Annotated in this window: 15 protein-coding genes and 1 pseudogene; 4 read left to right on the top strand and 12 right to left on the bottom strand. The window is 52.9% G+C overall.

What is annotated here, in order from left to right; all coding sequences use genetic code 11:
* Positions 1-18: 18 nt before the first annotated feature.
* Positions 19-1,485, top strand: coding sequence for a succinyl-CoA:acetate CoA-transferase ScpC (gene scpC, locus OGY68_RS13315; protein ID WP_057067559.1), 1,467 nt, complete (start codon positions 19-21; stop codon positions 1,483-1,485).
* Here the strand turns inward: scpC and srsR are convergent.
* The 8 genes from srsR to tkt form a co-directional block, all read right to left on the bottom strand.
* Positions 1,482-2,378: a LysR family transcriptional regulator SrsR gene (gene srsR / locus OGY68_RS13310; protein ID WP_003026999.1), complete on the bottom strand. Its 897-nt coding sequence runs from the start codon at positions 2,376-2,378 to the stop codon at positions 1,482-1,484. The genes scpC and srsR overlap by 4 nt on opposite strands.
* Positions 2,379-2,501: 123 nt before the next feature.
* Positions 2,502-3,248: an oxidative stress defense protein gene (locus OGY68_RS13305; RefSeq protein ID WP_003825465.1), complete on the bottom strand. Its 747-nt coding sequence runs from the start codon at positions 3,246-3,248 to the stop codon at positions 2,502-2,504.
* 93 nt (positions 3,249-3,341) lie between these two features.
* Positions 3,342-3,977, bottom strand: coding sequence for an arginine exporter ArgO (argO, locus tag OGY68_RS13300; protein ID WP_003027005.1), 636 nt, complete (start codon positions 3,975-3,977; stop codon positions 3,342-3,344).
* Positions 3,978-4,169: 192 nt separating this feature from the next.
* Positions 4,170-5,030 carry a small-conductance mechanosensitive channel MscS gene (locus tag OGY68_RS13295; RefSeq protein WP_003825461.1) on the bottom strand — a complete coding sequence of 287 codons (861 nt, stop codon included), beginning with the start codon at positions 5,028-5,030 and terminating at the stop codon, positions 4,170-4,172.
* A gap of 191 nt (positions 5,031-5,221) precedes the next feature.
* On the bottom strand, positions 5,222-6,301 hold the full coding sequence (gene fbaA, locus OGY68_RS13290; RefSeq protein WP_003027029.1) for a class II fructose-bisphosphate aldolase: 1,080 nt from the start codon (positions 6,299-6,301) through the stop codon (positions 5,222-5,224).
* Positions 6,302-6,389: 88 nt separating this feature from the next.
* Positions 6,390-7,553, bottom strand: coding sequence for a phosphoglycerate kinase (pgk, locus tag OGY68_RS13285; protein WP_003027032.1), 1,164 nt, complete (start codon positions 7,551-7,553; stop codon positions 6,390-6,392).
* A gap of 39 nt (positions 7,554-7,592) precedes the next feature.
* Entirely contained in the window at positions 7,593-8,621 is a 1,029-nt protein-coding gene (gene epd, locus OGY68_RS13280; protein WP_057067560.1) for an erythrose-4-phosphate dehydrogenase, read from the bottom strand.
* Positions 8,622-9,112: 491 nt separating this feature from the next.
* Positions 9,113-11,104 carry a transketolase gene (gene tkt, locus OGY68_RS13275; RefSeq protein ID WP_048215577.1) on the bottom strand — a complete coding sequence of 664 codons (1,992 nt, stop codon included), beginning with the start codon at positions 11,102-11,104 and terminating at the stop codon, positions 9,113-9,115.
* Positions 11,105-11,383: 279 nt separating this feature from the next.
* Between tkt and loiP the strand changes: the two genes are divergently transcribed.
* Positions 11,384-12,142 carry a metalloprotease LoiP gene (loiP, locus tag OGY68_RS13270; protein WP_032944921.1) on the top strand — a complete coding sequence of 253 codons (759 nt, stop codon included), beginning with the start codon at positions 11,384-11,386 and terminating at the stop codon, positions 12,140-12,142.
* Positions 12,143-12,243: 101 nt separating this feature from the next.
* Here loiP and speB read toward each other — a convergent pair whose 3' ends face one another.
* The 4 genes and pseudogenes from speB to yqgG all read right to left on the bottom strand — a co-directional run.
* Positions 12,244-13,164, bottom strand: coding sequence for an agmatinase (gene speB / locus OGY68_RS13265; protein ID WP_005123314.1), 921 nt, complete (start codon positions 13,162-13,164; stop codon positions 12,244-12,246).
* A 207-nt stretch (positions 13,165-13,371) separates the two neighbouring features.
* Positions 13,372-15,348, bottom strand: a complete 1,977-nt coding sequence (gene speA / locus OGY68_RS13260) for a biosynthetic arginine decarboxylase (protein ID WP_071692619.1) — start codon at positions 15,346-15,348, stop codon at positions 13,372-13,374.
* A complete protein-coding gene (gene yqgB, locus OGY68_RS13255; protein ID WP_071692618.1) occupies positions 15,341-15,487 on the bottom strand; it encodes an acid stress response protein YqgB in 147 nt (48 codons plus the stop codon). Before yqgB ends, speA begins: the two co-directional genes overlap by 8 nt.
* A gap of 258 nt (positions 15,488-15,745) precedes the next feature.
* Positions 15,746-15,847: pseudogene (yqgG, locus tag OGY68_RS13250) on the bottom strand (small protein YqgG); the annotation flags it as partial.
* Between the two features lie 540 nt (positions 15,848-16,387).
* Here yqgG and metK point away from each other — a divergent pair.
* Together metK and galP are read left to right on the top strand one after the other, a co-directional pair.
* Positions 16,388-17,542, top strand: coding sequence for a methionine adenosyltransferase (gene metK / locus OGY68_RS13245; protein WP_020996311.1), 1,155 nt, complete (start codon positions 16,388-16,390; stop codon positions 17,540-17,542).
* A 398-nt stretch (positions 17,543-17,940) separates the two neighbouring features.
* A complete protein-coding gene (gene galP / locus OGY68_RS13240) occupies positions 17,941-19,335 on the top strand; it encodes a galactose/proton symporter (protein ID WP_008785766.1) in 1,395 nt (464 codons plus the stop codon).
* The last annotated feature ends 61 nt before the right edge of the window (positions 19,336-19,396 follow it).

The raw sequence follows: 19,396 nt of genomic DNA, 5'->3' as shown, positions 1-19,396 counted from the left end.
CCGAGGAAGGAGACGGCCATGAAACGGATGAGCGCCGAACAGGCGGCAGAAATTATCCAGCACGATGATATGGTGGCGTTTAGCGGCTTTACCCCTGCGGGTTCACCCAAAGCGTTACCCAGCGCAATTGCCCAACGCGCCTGCGAACGGCATCAGAACGGGCAGCCTTTTCAGATCCGCCTGCTGACCGGAGCATCAATTGGCGCCGCCGCTGATGATGTTCTATCCGCGGCGGATGCCGTTTCCTGGCGGGCGCCTTATCAAACGTCATCGGGCCTGCGCGAGAAAATTAATCAGGGCCAGGTGAGGTTTGTCGATCTCCATTTGAGTGAAGTGGCGCAAATGGTTAATTACGGCTTTTTTGGCGAGATCGATGTTGCCGTCATTGAAGCCTCCGCCATTGCGCCAGATGGCCGGATTTGGCTTTCCAGCGGTATTGGTAATGCGCCGACCTGGCTGCTGCGGGCGAAACAAGTGATCATTGAATTGAATCATTACCATAATCCGCGCGTGGCGGAGTTTGCCGACATCGTGATACCCGGTGCGCCGCCGCGGCGTAACAGCGTACCCATTTTTCATACCATGGATCGCGTAGGCAGTCAGTGCGTACAGATAGACCCCAAAAAGGTGGTTGCGGTGGTGGATACCGAGCTGCCCGATGCTGGAAATGCGGCGGATAAAACCAATCCGGTCAGCCAGCAAATTGCCGATCACGTCGTCACTTTCCTGCTGGCAGAAATGGCGCACAAACGTATTCCAGCTGAGTTTCTGCCCTTACAAAGCGGCGTGGGCAATATCAACAACGCGGTAATGGCGCGACTGGGCGAGAACCCGGATATCCCGCCCTTTATGATGTATTCGGAGGTGTTGCAAGAGTCGGTGGTGCATCTGCTGGAAACGGGCAAGATAACAGGTGCCAGCGCCTCCAGCCTGACCATTTCAGCCCCGTCGCTACAGAAGATTTACGACAACATGGACTTCTTCGCCAGCCGGATTGTGCTGCGCCCGCAGGAGATCTCCAATAACCCGGAGATCATCCGTCGGCTGGGGGTTATTGCGCTCAACGTCGGTCTGGAGTTTGATATCTACGGCCATGCCAATTCCACGCACGTTGCGGGGGTGAACCTGATGAATGGCATCGGCGGCAGCGGGGATTTCGAGCGCAATGCCTACCTGTCTATCTTTATGGCGCCGTCGATTGCCAAAGGCGGGAAAATCTCCACCATCGTACCGATGTGCAGCCATGTCGACCACAGCGAACATAGCGTTAAAGTGATCGTGACCGAACAAGGGATTGCCGATCTGCGTGGGCTATCTCCGATGCAGCGGGCGCACACGATTATCGATAACTGTGCGCACCCTCTTTACCGGGATTATCTGCACCGCTATCTGGAGAAAGCACCCGGCGGACATATCCATCACGATCTCAGCCATGCGTTCGATCTGCATCGTAATCTTCTCGAAACAGGATCGATGCTCGGTTAACTTGCGCTACCGTCACGATCTTCAGCAATATGCTGGAGCATAGTGGCGGTATAGCGATGATTTTTCAGCGAATAGAGAAACTCCTGCATATACATGGGGCTGCCGGGCGCATCGAAATACTTTAGCGTCGACGGGTTCACCAGCCGCCAGGCGAAGTGAGGGATTACCGTCAAAAACTGCCCGCGCTCTACCGCGCTGATCTTGGCCATAAAGCTGTACGGACGGTAGATAATCGTCGGGTTGATCCCGCAGGGCCGCATGTATGCATCCAGCATCGCCTCAAAGTTGGCGCGATTCTGGAAGCGCATTTGCAGCCAGGGCAGCTCGCGCAGCAGATCCTGCGGCTGTTTTTCTTCGTAGCGCCGGGAAACGAGAAACCCCAGACGCAGCGGAGGCAGCTCGCTAATCGCCAGATTCTCCAGTTCCTGGACGCGGGGGGAAACGTGCTGCGGCGAGATAATAAAATCCAGTTTGCGATCGAACAGGTTATCAATCACCCCATTCTCGCTGAATTCAACGGCCTGAGCCGTCACGCCGTCATACTTGTCACCAAGGCTAATCAACTGGTCAAAAATAATCGTTGGGTAGGTATTGTCGATCCCGATGACGATTTCCCGCGAGCGGCGAGAGGCGTTATGGATTTCGTTATCAATGGCAGAAAGGCGCTGATAAACGGGAAACAGCTTCTGATACAGTTCCTGTCCGGCTTTATTCAGACTGATGTTGTTATCTTTGCGGGTAAACAGCGTATAGCCGATTTGATCCTCCAGTGCGGCAATGCTTTTACCGAAAGGCGATGCGGTCATATGTATTTTTTCTGCCGCTCTGGCAATGTTATTGGTTTGCGCCAGCAGAATGAAATTACGCATCTTTTTCGAGATAAAAATATCCATAGCGTCCCCTTAAAAATCGCTATGGCCTATCCTCATTACGGCGAAAAAAAAGACTGGATGTGGGGTCTCATTTTTACAGTTGCTCACAGAAAAAACCCGGCTGGAAAGCCGGGTCTGCAATGATTACTGGGTTTTGGCTGGCGTTGCTGCTGGCTGCCCCGCCGTCGGCTCAATCTGGAAGACCACATCAACCTGATCGTCAAACTGAATAACCGGCTGTTCGTAGGTTTCCTGAGCGGATGTCGCAGGTGCTGCATCTGCTTTCATCATCCGTACCATCGGGCTCGGTTGATAATTGGAAACGTGGTAACGCACACTGTAAACGGGCCCCAGTTTGCTGTTAAAGCCCGCAGCTAACTGCTCAGCCTGATGAATAGCATCATCAATTGCTGCTTTACGCGCTTTATCTTTGTAAGTATCCGGCTGGGCAACGCCAAGCGATACCGAACGGATCTCATTCAGACCGGCCTTCAGCGCACCATCAAGCAGCGCGTTGAGTTTGTCCAACTGACGCAGCGTGACCTCAACGGTACGTACCGCACGATAGCCTTTAAGGACGCTTTTACCATTCTGGTAGTCGTAGTCCGGCTGGGTGCGCAGGTTTGCCGCGCTAATATCTTTCTTCGCTATCTGGTTCTGTTCAAGGAAGGACAGATATTGCGCCACGCGCTCATCAGCCTGCTTCTTCGCTGAAGCCGCATCCTTTGCAGCTACGTTCACTTCAATCGCCAGAGTAGCGATGTCTGGTGTCGCATCCACGCTTGCCGTTCCGGAAGTCACGATGTGCGGTCCATTTGGCAACTCATTTGCCTGTACCGATAGTGCGCTGAATCCGACTAATGCCGCCAGGGCCATTATTTTGAACTTCACGGTCGTTCCTCCATGTTTCATTAATTACCCCGAAACTCAGGGCACATGCAGGCAAGCTTAGCCGATCTCGCTGCGTTGTCCATCAGACAACACTTAGTTGAACAACGCATGAACGTGCGCAACACCTTCTTTTGCCAACTGAAAAGCGATAAACCACATCACCAATCCTACCAGGGTATTGATGATCCGCTGTGCTTTAGCAGTGCGCAAACGCGGAGCGAGCCAGGCCGCCAGCAATGCCAGGCCGAAGAACCACAGGAACGAAGCGCTGACAGTACCCAGCGCAAACCAGCGCTTAGGCTCAACGTCCAGTTGGCCTCCCAGACTCCCAAGCACCACAAAGGTATCCAGGTAAACATGGGGATTGAGCCATGTCACCGCCAGCATAGTAGCGATAATTTTCCAGCGGCCCTGCTTCATCACCTCGGCGCTGGCCAGTTCCAGGTTACTGCTCATCGCCGTTTTTAACGCCCCGAAACCGTACCAGAGTAAAAATGCCACCCCACCCCAGGTGACAAGCGCCATCAGCCATGGTGACTGCATCAGCAAGGCGCTACCGCCAAAGATCCCCGCGCAAATCAGCACTAAGTCGCTGATAGCGCAGAGTAAAGCAATCATGATGTGATACTGGCGACGGATCCCCTGATTCATCACGAAGGCGTTTTGCGGACCGAGCGGAAGTATCATAGCCGCACCAAGTGCAAGCCCTTGAAAATAATACGATAACACGTTAATCATCCCGAACTGTTTCTCTTAGGAGCAGACTATAGCGCGGGGAAAACATTAGCGGAAATGGATAATTTTAATCAGGGATAAGAAGAATTAATACCAAGGGTGGGGAAATGCCGGATGACGGCTGACGCCTTATCCGGCCTACAAAACCTGTGGGCCCGGTAAGCGATAGCGCCACCGGGCACGCGATTACTCTGCCGCGCTCTCTTTCACACGCTTGAAGTTCACATCCATCTGCGGGTACGGGAAGCTGATACCGTTGGCGTCAAACTCGCGTTTAATACGCTCCAGTACGTCCCAGTAGACGCTTTGCAGATCGCTACTGTTGCTCCAGACGCGTACCACAAAATTAATCGAGGAAGCGCCCAGCTCATTCAGGCGCACCGTCATTTCACGATCTTTAAGGATACGCTCGTCAGACTGAATGATATCGGTGAGGATTTTTTTCACCTGATCGATATCGGAGTCGTAAGCCACGCCGATGATAAATTCGTTACGACGAACCGGCTCACGAGAGAAGTTAATGATGTTCCCGGCAATGATTTTACCGTTTGGGATCACAACAATCTTACCATCTACGGTACGCATAGTCGTGGAGAAAATCTGCACGTTGAGTACGGTTCCCGCTACGCCGCCGAGGTCTACATACTCACCTGCGCGGAACGGACGGAACATCACCAGCAGCACGCCAGCGGCGAGGTTGGACAGCGAACCTTGCAGCGCCAGACCAACGGCTAAACCTGCGGCACCGAGAACGGCAATCACAGAAGCGGTTTGTACCCCAACGCGACCCAAAGCGGCAATCAGCGTGAACGCGATAATACCGTAGCGCACCAGTGCGGAGAGGAAGTCAGCAACGGTTGCATCAATTTTACGTGCCACCATCAGGCGGTTAACGGTGTTTGATACGATGCGCGCCACAATCATACCGATAATGACAATGGCGATGGCCGCAACGATGTTGACGGCATAGCTTAACAGCAGCTCCTGATTGCGGACCAGCCAGGTGCCCGCACCATTTATGCTGTCGACAACATTCAAATCTTCCATTCAATATTCCTTTTTTGCTTACCCAAATGGGAAAAATAAAGCCGTCCCAACGGGACTGGCAATCTGACAAGGGTAAACAATAAACCTGGATTTTGCCAAACAGATCACAGAATTCTCTGCCAGCAGCATATTGAAATGGCAATAAAAAAGGCCCGCATTTGCGGGCCTCATGTCACGTAGAACGGCGTAAATTACAGAACGTCAACCGCGTTCAGTTCTTTGAAAGCCTGTTCCAGACGGGTGATCATGGTTGCCTGACCAGCACGCAGCCATACGCGCGGATCGTAGTATTTCTTGTTCGGCTGATCTTCGCCTTTCGGGTTGCCCAGCTGGCCCTGCAGGTAAGCTTCGTTCGCTTTGTAGTAGTTCAGAACACCTTCCCAGGTAGCCCATTGGGTATCGGTGTCGATGTTCATTTTCACTACGCCATAGCTTACAGAGTCTTTGATTTCCTGAGCAGTAGAACCGGAACCGCCGTGGAAGACGAAGTTCAGGCTGTTGTGCGGCAGGTTATGTTTCTTAGAAACATAGTCCTGAGAGTCGCGCAGGATGGTCGGGGTCAGAACAACGTTACCCGGCTTGTAAACGCCGTGTACGTTACCGAAGGAAGCTGCGATGGTGAAACGCGGGCTGATTTTGCTCAGCTCGGTGTATGCGTAATCAACGTCTTCCGGCTGGGTGTACAGTGCAGAAGCGTCCATGTGGCTGTTGTCCACGCCGTCTTCTTCGCCACCGGTGCAACCCAGTTCGATTTCCAGGGTCATGCCCATTTTGGACATGCGCGCCAGGTATTTGGAGCAGATTTCGATGTTCTCTTCCAGAGACTCTTCAGACAGGTCGATCATGTGAGAAGAGAACAGCGGTTTGCCGGTTGCTGCGAAGTGTTTTTCACCCGCGTCCAGCAGACCGTCGATCCACGGCAGCAGTTTCTTCGCGCAGTGGTCAGTGTGCAGGATAACCGGAACACCGTAGTGTTCAGCCATCTGGTGAACGTGATGCGCGCCAGAGATAGCACCCAGGATTGCAGCGCCCTGAGGAACGTCAGACTTCACGCCTTTACCCGCGATGAAAGAAGCACCACCGTTGGAGAACTGTACGATTACCGGCGCTTTAACTTTTGCAGCGGTTTCCAGAACGGCGTTGATGGAGTCGGTACCAACGCAGTTAACAGCTGGCAGGGCAAAGTTGTTTTCTTTTGCTACCTGGAAAACTTTCTGTACGTCATCACCAGTGATTACGCCTGGTTTTACGAAATCAAAAATTTTAGACATATTACGAATCCTGTATCTTCGGCCTTGGAAAGGGCGCGCGCTCTAAAGCGCGCTAATAATTGGGCAGGTTTCCCTGCCCATTAAATGCTTACTTTTTAGCGCGCTCTTCGAGCATCGCTACTGCTGGCAATACTTTACCTTCCACGAATTCGAGGAAAGCGCCGCCGCCAGTGGAGATGTAGGAGATTTTGTCAGCAATGCCGAACAGGTCGATTGCTGCCAGGGTGTCACCGCCGCCTGCGATAGAGAACGCTTCGCTGTCTGCGATAGCGTTAGCAACGATTTCAGTACCTTTGCGGAAGTTCGGGAATTCGAACACGCCAACCGGGCCATTCCACAGAATGGTTTTCGCATTTTTCAGGATGTCAGCCAGCTGCTGTGCAGAAGCGTCGCCGATGTCCAGGATCTGCTCGTCTTCTTTCACATCGCTAACGGACTTCAGAGTAGCCGGTGCAGTTTCAGAGAATTCAGTCGCTACGCGAACGTCAGTCGGGACCGGGATGTCGCAAGTGGTCAGCAGACGCTTAGCTTCGTCAACCAGGTCAGCTTCGTACAGGGATTTACCCACGTTGTGGCCTTGAGCGGCAACGAAGGTGTTCGCGATACCACCGCCAACGATCAGCTGGTCAGCGATTTTTGACAGAGAATCCAGAACGGTCAGTTTGGTGGAAACTTTAGAACCGCCAACGATAGCAACCATCGGACGAGCAGGTTCTTTCAGTGCTTTACCCAGCGCATCCAGCTCAGCAGCCAGCAGCGGACCTGCGCAAGCTACATCAGCGAATTTACCGATACCGTGAGTAGAAGCCTGTGCACGGTGAGCTGTACCGAAAGCGTCCATTACGAATACGTCGCACAGCGCAGCATATTTTTTGGACAGTGCTTCGTCGTCTTTCTTCTCGCCTTTGTTGAAGCGAACGTTTTCCAGAACCACCAGTTCACCGGCAGCGACTTCAACGCCGTCCAGGTAATCTTTTACCAGGCGAACCGGAGCAGACAGTTTGTCTTTCAGGTAGTTAACAACCGGCAGCAGAGAGAATTCTTCGTTGTACTCGCCTTCGGTAGGACGACCCAGGTGGGAAGTTACCATCACTTTCGCACCCTGTTTCAGGGCCAGTTCGATGGTCGGCAGAGAAGCACGGATACGCGCATCGCTGGTTACTTTCCCTTCTTTAACTGGTACGTTCAGGTCCGCACGGATAAAAACGCGTTTACCAGCCAGATCCAGATCGGTCATCTTAATTACAGACATGGTGAATCCTCTCGTTGATTCATAAAGTTTTGTCGACGCTCAAGCGTCGAGCCTGAAACCAATAGCAGCCATCGCTAACGTAGTGTCGAGCATACGGTTAGCAAAGCCCCATTCATTATCACACCAGACCAGCGTTTTGATCAGGTGAGCGCCACTCACACGCGTTTGCGTACCATCAACGATGGCGCTGTGCGGGTCGTGGTTAAAATCTACAGAGACCAACGGTAATTCCGTATAGTCAACTATACCATGAAATGCACCTTGTGCTGCTTTTTGCAGCAACTGGTTGACTTCAATGGCTTTTACTGGTTTTTTCACCGTCACGCTTAAGTCGATCGCCGTCACATTTATGGTCGGTACACGCACCGCTATCGCTTCAAAACGATCGTTAAACTGCGGGAAAATTCGCGTGATGCCCGCCGCCAGTTTGGTATCAACCGGAATAATCGACTGGCTGGCCGCTCGCGTGCGACGTAGGTCAGGATGATAAGCATCAATAACCTGCTGATCGTGCATCGCGGAGTGGATCGTGGTGACGGTACCAGACTCAATGCCGTAAGCATCATCCAGCAATTTAATGACGGGTATTATGCAATTCGTGGTGCAGGAAGCGTTGGAAACGATCCGGTGCTCAGCGCGCAGCTGATCCTGATTAACGCCATACACAACGGTTGCGTCGATGTCGTGACTACCAGGATGTGAAAAGAGCACTTTTTTTGCACCAGCGGCAATATGCGCCTTGCCGTGTTCGCGATTGCCGAAGACCCCCGTACAATCCAGCACGATGTCGACACCCAGTTCGCGCCATGGAAGTGCATCGAGGGTTCGCTCATGCAGAATGCGGATAGCGTCATCGCCAACGATGAGCTGGTCACGTTCCTGACGAACATCCCAGGCAAAACGTCCATGGCTGGTGTCATATTTCAACAAATGCGCCATGCCTGCAGCATCCGCAAGTTCGTTGATTGCCACCACGGTGATTTCCGCCCGACGCCCGGATTCATACAAAGCACGAACCACGTTGCGTCCGATGCGACCGAAACCATTAATCGCTACGCGTACGGTCATAGGTCTCCTGCAAGGATTTCTCAGAAACGATGTGGCAGACAGAGTAATGCAGCAAATCGCTCAGGGAAACCTTACCTGTCGCAAACTGCGACTAATTGGTTAATTGTCGAACATTTAATCGACTGAAACGCTTCAGCTAGAATAAGCGAAACGAGGAATAAAAGGAATGATTGTCCAGCAACAGAACACAGTTATCTGACTTGCGTCACATTTTAACGCCCTTCAACGCTAAATTTATTCCATATTCCAGAATGACGAATAACCGTAGCAAAATTATTTCATTGTCGTGTTACACACCCTGATTTAAATCAGAAAGCCCCCTAACCTGCATCTAATCACCAGCGCGAGGTCCGAGTCCCGGAGCCCTTCAATGATGCCGCAGACGGTCTGGATAGCAGACTGCGCCGTGCGATTGCGCAACGCGCGGCGCGTTGCGGAAAAGCAAAAAAAAACGGGCCGCCTGAGCGACCCGTTTTCATCTGTAATCGAAATTACAGCAGTTCTTTAGCTTTCGCGACAACGTTGTCTACGGTGAAGCCGAACTCTTCAAACAGCAGCTCTGCCGGAGCAGACTCACCAAAGGTGGTCATACCGACGATTGCGCCGTTCAGGCCCACATATTTGAACCAGTAGTCAGCGATACCTGCTTCCACTGCAACGCGAGCGGAAACCGCTTTCGGCAGCACAGACTCACGGTAAGCGGCATCCTGTTTGTCGAACGCGTCGGTAGACGGCATGGAAACCACGCGAGCCTTCACGCCTTCGGCAGTCAGTTTGTCCCACGCAGCCACAGCCAGCTCAACTTCAGAACCGGTAGCGATGAAGATCAGTTCCGGCTGACCGTCGCAGTCTTTCAGCACGTAACCGCCGCGAGCGATGTTTGCCAGCTGCTCTTCGGTACGCTCCTGCTGTGCCAGGTTCTGGCGGGAGAGGATCAGCGCGGTCGGGCCGTCCTGACGCTCAACACCGTATTTCCACGCAACGGCGGATTCAACCTGGTCACACGGACGCCATGTGCTCATGTTCGGGGTCACACGCAGAGAAGCAACCTGCTCTACCGGCTGGTGAGTCGGGCCGTCTTCGCCCAGACCGATGGAGTCGTGGGTGTAGACCATGACCTGACGCTGTTTCATCAGCGCAGCCATACGCACCGCGTTACGGGCATATTCCACAAACATCAGGAAGGTGGAGGTGTACGGCAGGAAACCACCGTGCAGGGAGATACCGTTCGCGATAGCGGTCATACCGAATTCACGCACACCGTAATGGATGTAGTTACCGGCAGTATCTTCGTTAATCGCTTTCGAACCAGACCACAGCGTCAGGTTAGACGGTGCCAGGTCAGCGGAGCCGCCGAGGAATTCAGGCAGCAGAGGACCGAAGGCTTCAATCGCGTTCTGAGAAGCTTTACGGCTGGCGATTTTCGCCGGATTAGCCTGCAGCTTAGCAATGAACTCGTTCGCTTTGGCGTCGAAGTCAGACGGCATTTCACCTTTCATACGACGGGTGAATTCAGCCGCTTCCTGCGGGAAGGCTTTCGCATAAGCAGCGAATTTCTCGTTCCATGCAGCTTCTTTTGCCTGACCGGCTTCTTTCGCATCCCACTGCGCGTAGATTTCAGACGGGATTTCGAACGGCGCGTATTTCCAGCCCAGCTGTTCACGGGTCAGTGCGATTTCTGCATCGCCCAGCGGTGCACCGTGAGAGTCGTGAGTACCCGCTTTGTTCGGAGAACCGAAACCGATGATGGTTTTGCACATCAGCAGGGACGGTTTGTCGGTCACTGCGCGTGCTTCTTCTACTGCGCGCTTAATCGCGTCAGCATCGTGGCCATCAACACCACGAACCACATGCCAGCCGTAAGCTTCAAAACGCTTCGCGGTGTCATCGGTGAACCAACCTTCAACGTGGCCATCGATAGAGATGCCGTTGTCATCGTAGAAAGCAACCAGTTTGCCCAGCTTCAGCGTACCAGCCAGGGAACATACCTCGTGAGAGATACCTTCCATCATGCAGCCGTCGCCCATGAAAGCATAGGTGAAGTGGTCAACGATGTCGTGACCTGGACGGTTAAACTGCGCCGCCAGCGTTTTTTCAGCGATAGCCATACCCACTGCATTCGCAATGCCCTGACCCAGAGGACCTGTAGTGGTTTCAACACCCGCGGTGTAACCCACTTCCGGGTGACCCGGAGTTTTGGAGTGCAGCTGACGGAAGTTCTGCAGCTCGGACATCGGCAGATCGTAGCCGGTGAGGTGCAGCAGGCTATAAATCAGCATGGAGCCGTGGCCGTTGGACAGCACGAAGCGGTCACGGTCAGCCCAGGACGGGTTAGTCGGGTTGTGGTTCAGGAAATCACGCCACAGGACTTCGGCAATGTCAGCCATACCCATCGGGGCACCCGGGTGACCGGATTTGGCTTTCTGTACTGCGTCCATGCTCAGCGCACGAATAGCATTGGCAAGCTCTTTACGTGAGGACATTTTGACTCCAGATCGGATAATGAAGGCTGAGCCCTTAACGACTTGACGACAGCGCGTTTTGGGCTACGCCGGAAAAAAGTGCCAACAATGTAACCCAAGCCGCGTGTCATGTACATGGAGCATCCTTTTGCCGCTTCAGAAATCTCTGGATCATGCGCGCAAGTTGCGCAATCTTCTCGCCCGCGTATTGTTCTTTTCTTTATACTTAGGCCGAGCGTCGGTTCACCTGCAAACGACGTAATTTTTAGAATAATCCTGACTTTGTGCGGAAGAGAAAAAATGAAAATTCGCGCTTTACTGCTTGCTACGAGCATGGCTGCGGCATTGACCGGCTGCCAGAACATGGACTCCAACGGACTGCTTTCTTCTGGCGCGGAGGCTTTTCAGGCCTACAGTCTGAGCGATGCTCAGGTAAAAGCGCTAAGCGATCAGGCCTGTAAAGATATGGACAGCAAGGCTACTATCGCCCCGGCCAGCAGCGAGTACGCAACGCGTCTTGGCAAAATATCCGCCGCGCTTGGCGATAACATTAACGGCCAGCCGGTGAACTACAAAGTCTATATGGCGAAAGATGTGAATGCCTTTGCCATGGCAAACGGCTGTATCCGCGTGTACAGCGGCCTGATGGATATGATGACCGACAACGAAGTCGAAGCGGTGATCGGCCATGAAATGGGCCACGTCGCGCTGGGTCACGTGAAAAAAGGTATGCAGGTTGCGCTGGGTACCAACGCCGTACGTGCAGCGGCGGCATCCGCTGGCGGCATTGTCGGCAGCCTGTCGCAGTCGCAACTGGGCGATCTTGGCGAGAAACTGGTGAACTCGCAGTTCTCCCAGCGTCAGGAATCCGAGGCGGATGATTACTCGTATGATTTGTTGCGCAAACGCGGGATCAATCCGGCAGGTTTAGCCACCAGCTTTGAGAAACTGGCCAAACTGGAAGCTGGACGTCAAAGCTCAATGTTTGACGATCACCCGGCATCGGCAGAACGTGCGCAACATATACGCGATCGCATGAGCGCAGACGGGATCAAATAACCCTTGAACACTGCCGGATGGCGGCGTGAACGCCTTATCCGGCCTACAAGCATCAACCAGCTGTAGGCCGGATTAGCGTTAGCGACATCCGGCAAAACAACTTATTCGCCTTTCTTCGCCGCCTGAATATACAGCATTTCCAGAGCCAGCGTAGCCGCCGCCAGCGCGGTGATCTCAGACTGATCGTAGGCCGGAGCCACTTCAACGACGTCCATCCCGACGATGTTCAGATCTTTCAGACCACGTACCAGCTTGATCGCGCGATCGGAAGTCAGACCGCCAATCACTGGCGTACCGGTACCCGGCGCAAACGCTGGATCCAGACAGTCGATATCAAAGGTCAGATACACCGGCATATCACCGACAATCTGCTTAACCTGGGCGATGATGTCATCTACGCCGCGATCGTTCACCTGGCAGGCATCCAGCACGGTAAAGCCGTTGTCTTTGTCGAATTCGGTACGAATACCAATCTGCACAGAGTGATTCGGATCGATCAGACCTTCGTTCGGCGCAGTGTAGAACATGGTGCCGTGGTCGAATTCGCAGCCGTTCGCGTAGGTATCGGTGTGGGCATCAAAATGCACCAGCGCCATTTTACCAAAATGCTTAGCGTGTGCGCGCAACAGCGGCAGCGTGACGAAGTGGTCGCCGCCGAAAGAGAGCATGCGCTTACCGGCAGAAAGCAGCTTCTCAGCATGAGCCTGCAGTTTTTCACTCATTTCACGCGCATCACCGAAGGCATAAACCAGATCGCCGCAGTCCACCACGTTCAGGCGCTCGCGCATATCGAAGTTCCACGGGAAGCGGTTATGCTCCCACGCCAGGTTAGTGGAAACCTGACGGATCGCCGCCGGACCATGACGCCCGCCCGCACGACCAGACGTTGCCATATCAAACGGTACGCCGGTGATCACCCAATCGGCGTCGCTGTCGTATGGCATGAAGTTCATCGGCAGACGTAAAAAACCAAAGGCGTTAGAAACCAGGGAGTTGTCGTATTGATGACCTAAGGTGCTCATGTACTGACCTCTTTAAAAATCGATGAAAAAAAATCCCCTCCGCGTCGTTAAGCCCGACGAGGAAGGGATTGATTTGGTAACTGCATATTTACGGCAAATTATCGCCGTTATTTTGTACGGATTCAAGTAAGTGCCACAAATGCGGCTTCGCTTTATCCGGCCTACTTTCGTAGGCCCGGTAAGCGTAGCGCCAGCAGGCATTTATCGTTACTCATCTTCCAGATAGGTGTATCCGTACAGACCGGCCTCAAACTCTTCGAGGAACTGTTGCTGCAGCTCGGTATCCAGATCGGTGTTTTTCACCTGGTCACGGAACTGCGTCAGCAAGGTGTTCGGATCCAACTGCACGTACTGCAACATATCCGCCACGGTATCCCCTTCGTCGGACAGCTCAACTTCTACGCTGCCGTCAGGGAAGACGAACACGTCAACCGCTTCGGTATCACCAAACAGGTTGTGCATGTTGCCGAGGATCTCCTGGTACGCCCCCACCATAAAGAAGCCCAGCATCGGCGGGTTCTCCGGGTCATATTCCGGCATCGGCATGGTGGTCGCAATGCCATCACCGTCAACGTAGTGGTCGATAGCGCCATCAGAGTCACAGGTGATATCCAACAGCACCGCGCGGCGCTCAGGTACCTGATTCAGTCCTTCCAGCGGCATTACCGGGAACAGCTGATCGATCCCCCACGCATCCGGCATCGACTGGAACAGCGAGAAGTTGACGTAAATCTTATCCGCCATACGCTCCTGCAGCTCGTCGATAATCGGGCGATGCGCGCGGTTGCTCGGGTCGAGTTGTTTCTGCACTTCATGGCACATGTTCAGATAAAGCTGCTCAGCCCACGCGCGCTCTTGCAGGCTAAAAGTACCTGAAGAGTAACCAACGTGAATATCGTGCAGATCCATCTGGCTGTCGTGCAGCCATTCACGCAGCGAACGGCGAGTTCCCGGTTCATGCATTTCTTGCCAGGTTTCCCACATGCTTTGCAGAGCACGCGGCGCATCGTCAGCCGGAGGCGTTGCTTCTGTGTGTTCACTACGCTCAACGCCGATAATGTTAGATACCAGCACGGTATGGTGCGCGGTAACCGCGCGGCCAGACTCGGTGATTACCGTCGGATGCGGCAGACCGTGTTCTTCACAGGCGTCGCCAATTGCCCAGATGATGTTGTTGGCGTATTCGTTCAGGCCGTAGTTTACGGAACAGTCAGACTGCGAACGGGTACCTTCGTAATCCACGCCCAGACCACCGCCCACGTCGAAGCACTGGATATTGACGCCAAGCTTGTGCAGCTCAACGTAGAAACGCGCCGATTCACGTACGCCGGTGGCAATATCACGAATGTTCGCCATCTGCGAGCCAAGGTGGAAGTGCAGCAACTGAATGCTGTCCAGACGACCGCGCTCGCGCAGAATTTCGACCAGCTGCAGCACCTGGTTTGCCGCCAGGCCGAATTTTGATTTTTCCCCGCCGGAGGACTGCCACTTGCCAGAGCCCTGCGACGCCAGACGCGCACGCACACCCAGACGCGGAACGACATTCAGGCGTTCAGCTTCATCCAGCACGATTGCAATTTCAGACATCTTCTCGATGACCAGATAGACCTTATGGCCCATCTTCTCGCCAATCAGCGCCAGACGGATATATTCGCGGTCTTTATAACCGTTACACACGATCACGCTACGGGTCATTCCGGCATGAGCCAGAACGGCCATCAGTTCAGCTTTGGAACCCGCTTCCAGCCCCAGCGGTTCGCCGGAGTGGATCAGCGATTCAATCACGCGGCGGTGCTGGTTGACCTTGATCGGGTAAACGAGGAAATAGTCACCGTTGTAACCGTAAGATTCACGGGCACGTTTAAACGCGGCGTTAATCGAACGCAGACGGTGTTGCAGGATCTGCGGGAAGCAGAACAATGCAGGCAAACGCTGGCCCTGCGCTTCACGGGCTTTCACCAACTCAGCAAGGTCAACGCGCGCTTCGGGTACGTCCGGATCCGGGCACACGCTGATGTGACCCAGTTCATTGACGTCGTAGTAGTTATTACCCCACCAGGCAATATTGTAAGTACGCAGCATCTTGCTGGCTTCCTGGGAACTCATTGCAACCTCCTGCATGGAGCGTAGTACACCGTGTTCGCCTGCTGACGAAGGCGAACCCAAAGAAATGTCGTCAGACATAGCGAACCTCAATTTTATTAACAAGTGTAAAACAGTTGACTACTATCGCAATCCGAAGACGCGATAACAACCCAAATACAGGCAGAATTTGCAGCAGATAGTGCTGACGCTCCGACTGTGCGACCGGTTTCTTTTTCATATCAATGTAAACACGTAACCGAACTTAATGCTGACGGTTCGGCGAAACCACGAGAAAACTCTTGTTTACCAAGAGCGCCCTTGTTCAGTTCTTAGTGACCGTTACCGGCTCTTGAGTCCTGAGATACGCCGAGATGGGTATACACTTCATCTTTCATGCAGCCTCTTTGTTGGCTACGCTCATTCGCCCCAGTCACGTACTACTCGTACGTTCAGGGGACTCATTCACTTGCCGCCTCGACGCAGCATAAATGATTTTGTGTATATAACATCGACAGGTATGCAAAGCAGAGATGCAGATTGCGGGGGACATATGTACACCAGAACGGTGCGACAGATTCTGCAGAATACAACGGTTCATTATCTCGTATCACCTCCACGGTTGCTCCTTACGGAACGAACCCACAAGCCAAAGCTAAAGTTTTAACCCGGCTGGAAGTGGCAACACGATGAAAACGTCGTGTGCTTTTGTCTATCCTAAATAATTCGAGTTGCGGGAAGGCGGCAACGCAGAGAGTCCCCGGGAGCTTACATGAGTAAGTGACTGGGGCGAGCGAGGAAGCCAACGCACATGCAACTTGAAGTATGACGGATATGAGCCGCGCGCCGCGTTTTATACCGATAAGAAAGTCAAAAAGCAAAAGATAAATATGAACATTGCCAGCACCGTCAGGAAAAATTTCCAGTTACATTTTCAGTACAATGCGACCTCAATCAAAAAAAGCTGGAAATCAGGCGAAGAACTGTCCTAAAATGGCCGTCCAGATGTTAATCCATCTATACCGATTAACACTCAGACTGCCAGTGTCCGTCATCTGCAGACTCATGGTAGAATCTTCTACACATGGCTATTCCACTCGACAGTTTGAGCTAACCAAATTCTCCTTAGGTGAAATTAAATATGGCAAAACACCTTTTTACGTCCGAGTCCGTATCAGAAGGGCATCCTGACAAAATCGCTGACCAAATCTCTGATGCTGTGCTGGATGCAATCCTGGAACAGGATCCAAAAGCACGCGTTGCCTGCGAAACCTACGTCAAAACCGGTATGGTTTTAGTTGGCGGTGAGATCACCACCAGCGCATGGGTTGATATCGAAGAGATCACCCGTAACACGGTTCGCGAAATTGGCTATGTGCATTCCGACATGGGCTTTGACGCCAACTCTTGCGCGGTACTGAGCGCGATTGGTAAACAGTCTCCGGACATCAACCAAGGTGTTGACCGTGCCGATCCGCTGGAACAGGGCGCAGGCGACCAGGGCCTGATGTTTGGTTATGCAACCAACGAAACCGACGTGCTGATGCCAGCACCTATTACCTATGCTCACCGTCTGGTGCAGCGTCAGGCTGAAGTGCGTAAAAACGGCACCTTATCCTGGCTGCGTCCGGATGCCAAAAGCCAGGTAACCTTCCAGTATGACGACGGCAAAATCGTCGGTATTGATGCGGTTGTTCTGTCTACTCAGCACTCTGAAGATATCGACCAGAAATCGCTGCAAGAAGCCGTTATGGAAGAGATCATCAAGCCGGTACTGCCGACTGAATGGCTGACCGCTTCGACCAAATTCTTCATCAACCCAACTGGTCGTTTCGTTATCGGCGGCCCGATGGGCGACTGCGGTCTGACCGGTCGTAAAATCATCGTTGATACCTACGGCGGCATGGCGCGTCACGGCGGCGGTGCATTCTCTGGTAAAGATCCGTCTAAAGTTGACCGTTCCGCAGCCTATGCAGCCCGTTACGTAGCGAAAAACATCGTTGCCGCAGGCCTGGCTGACCGTTGTGAGATTCAGGTTTCCTACGCAATCGGCGTGGCAGAACCGACATCTATCATGGTGGAAACGTTCGGTACTGAAAAAGTGCCTTCAGAGCAGTTGACCCTGCTGGTACGTGAGTTCTTCGACCTGCGCCCGTATGGCCTGATTCAGATGCTGGATCTGCTGCACCCGATTTACAAAGAAACCGCTGCTTACGGTCACTTTGGTCGCGAACATTTCCCATGGGAAAAAACCGACAAAGCACAGTTGCTGCGCGACGCTGCCGGTCTGAAGTAATTTAAACCAGACTTAACGCTTATGAAGACCAGCCTCGCGCTGGTCTTTTTTTATACCTATTTCCTCTCCCACATCCATCACCAAACCGCGCTGATTACTATTGCTTTAAATGAAAATGAAAGCGATTACATCACACCATATTTCCCTCTACCTTGAATTAACATCTCTTATCCAGCACACTTGCATCACTGTTACATTATATTTCATCATTGTCTTAAATTCAGACGACCAACATTATTTAATCCCAATAAATAATGTTAACTTTCAATGAATTAACCAATAATCCGCATGAATGACAGTGTAAGCGATTACACTAATGTGATGTGATTCGCATTTTTTTACCCCGTACTCACCTACCCTTAACATCAACAAAACTAGCTACCCAACCGGAGGGCATCATGCCTGACAATAAAAAAACGGGGCGTTCCAACAAAGCCATGACATTTTTTGTCTGCTTTCTGGCAGCCCTGGCTGGATTACTTTTTGGCCTGGATATCGGTGTTATTGCCGGTGCTTTACCGTTCATCACCGACGAGTTTCAAATTACCCCGCACACTCAGGAATGGGTGGTGAGTTCCATGATGTTTGGTGCGGCGGTAGGTGCTGTCGGCAGCGGTTGGCTCTCCTTCAAACTGGGACGCAAAAAAAGCCTGATGATCGGTGCGATCTTGTTTGTTGCGGGTTCACTGTTCTCCGCCGCTGCGCCAAACGTTGAAGTCCTGCTGGTTTCCCGCGTGCTGCTCGGCCTGGCTGTAGGCGTTGCGTCTTATACCGCGCCGCTGTACCTGTCTGAAATTGCCCCGGAAAAGATTCGTGGCAGCATGATCTCCATGTATCAGTTGATGATCACCATCGGTATTTTGGGCGCGTATCTTTCCGATACAGCCTTTAGCTACAGCGGCGCATGGCGCTGGATGCTGGGTGTAATCATCATCCCTGCCCTGCTGCTTCTGGTCGGCGTTATCTTCCTGCCGGACAGCCCACGTTGGTTTGCAGCTAAACGTCGTTTTGTTGATGCTGAACGCGTCCTGTTGCGTCTGCGTGACACCAGCGCAGAAGCCAAACGCGAGCTGGATGAAATCCGTGAAAGTCTGCAGGTGAAGCAGAGCGGCTGGGCGCTGTTTAAAGAAAACAGCAACTTCCGTCGCGCGGTATTCCTTGGCGTTCTGTTACAGGTGATGCAGCAGTTCACCGGGATGAATGTCATCATGTATTACGCACCGAAAATCTTTGAGCTGGCGGGCTACACCAACACCACCGAGCAGATGTGGGGGACTGTTATCGTCGGTCTGACCAACGTGCTGGCAACCTTTATCGCCATTGGCCTGGTTGACCGTTGGGGCCGCAAGCCTACGCTGATCCTTGGCTTTATCGTGATGGCTGTTGGTATGGGCGTGCTGGGTACAATGATGCACGTGGGTATTCACTCGGCATCCGCACAATACTTCGCAGTACTGATGCTGCTGATGTTTATCGTTGGCTTTGCCATGAGCGCCGGTCCGCTGATTTGGGTACTGTGCTCTGAAATCCAGCCGCTGAAAGGCCGCGATTTCGGCATCACCTGCTCTACTGCAACCAACTGGATTGCCAACATGATCGTCGGCGCAACCTTCCTGACGATGCTGAACTCGCTGGGCAGCGCCAACACCTTCTGGGTCTACGGCGGCCTGAACGTACTGTTCATCTTCCTGACTCTGTGGCTGATCCCTGAAACTAAAAACGTCTCTCTGGAACACATTGAGCGTAACCTGATGAAGGGTCGTAAACTGCGCGAAATTGGCGCACACGACTAATCACCAAAGGCTTCCTCCCCAGCGGAGGAAGCCTTCCTCTTGCAGTCCCTTCCCTGTCGCA

This window comes from Citrobacter sp. Cpo065 (assembly GCF_030332805.1).
Taxonomy (GTDB): Bacteria; Pseudomonadota; Gammaproteobacteria; order Enterobacterales; family Enterobacteriaceae; genus Citrobacter; species Citrobacter portucalensis.
Note: the sequence above shows the minus strand (reverse complement) of the source record. Positions and strands in the feature narration are given on the sequence as shown.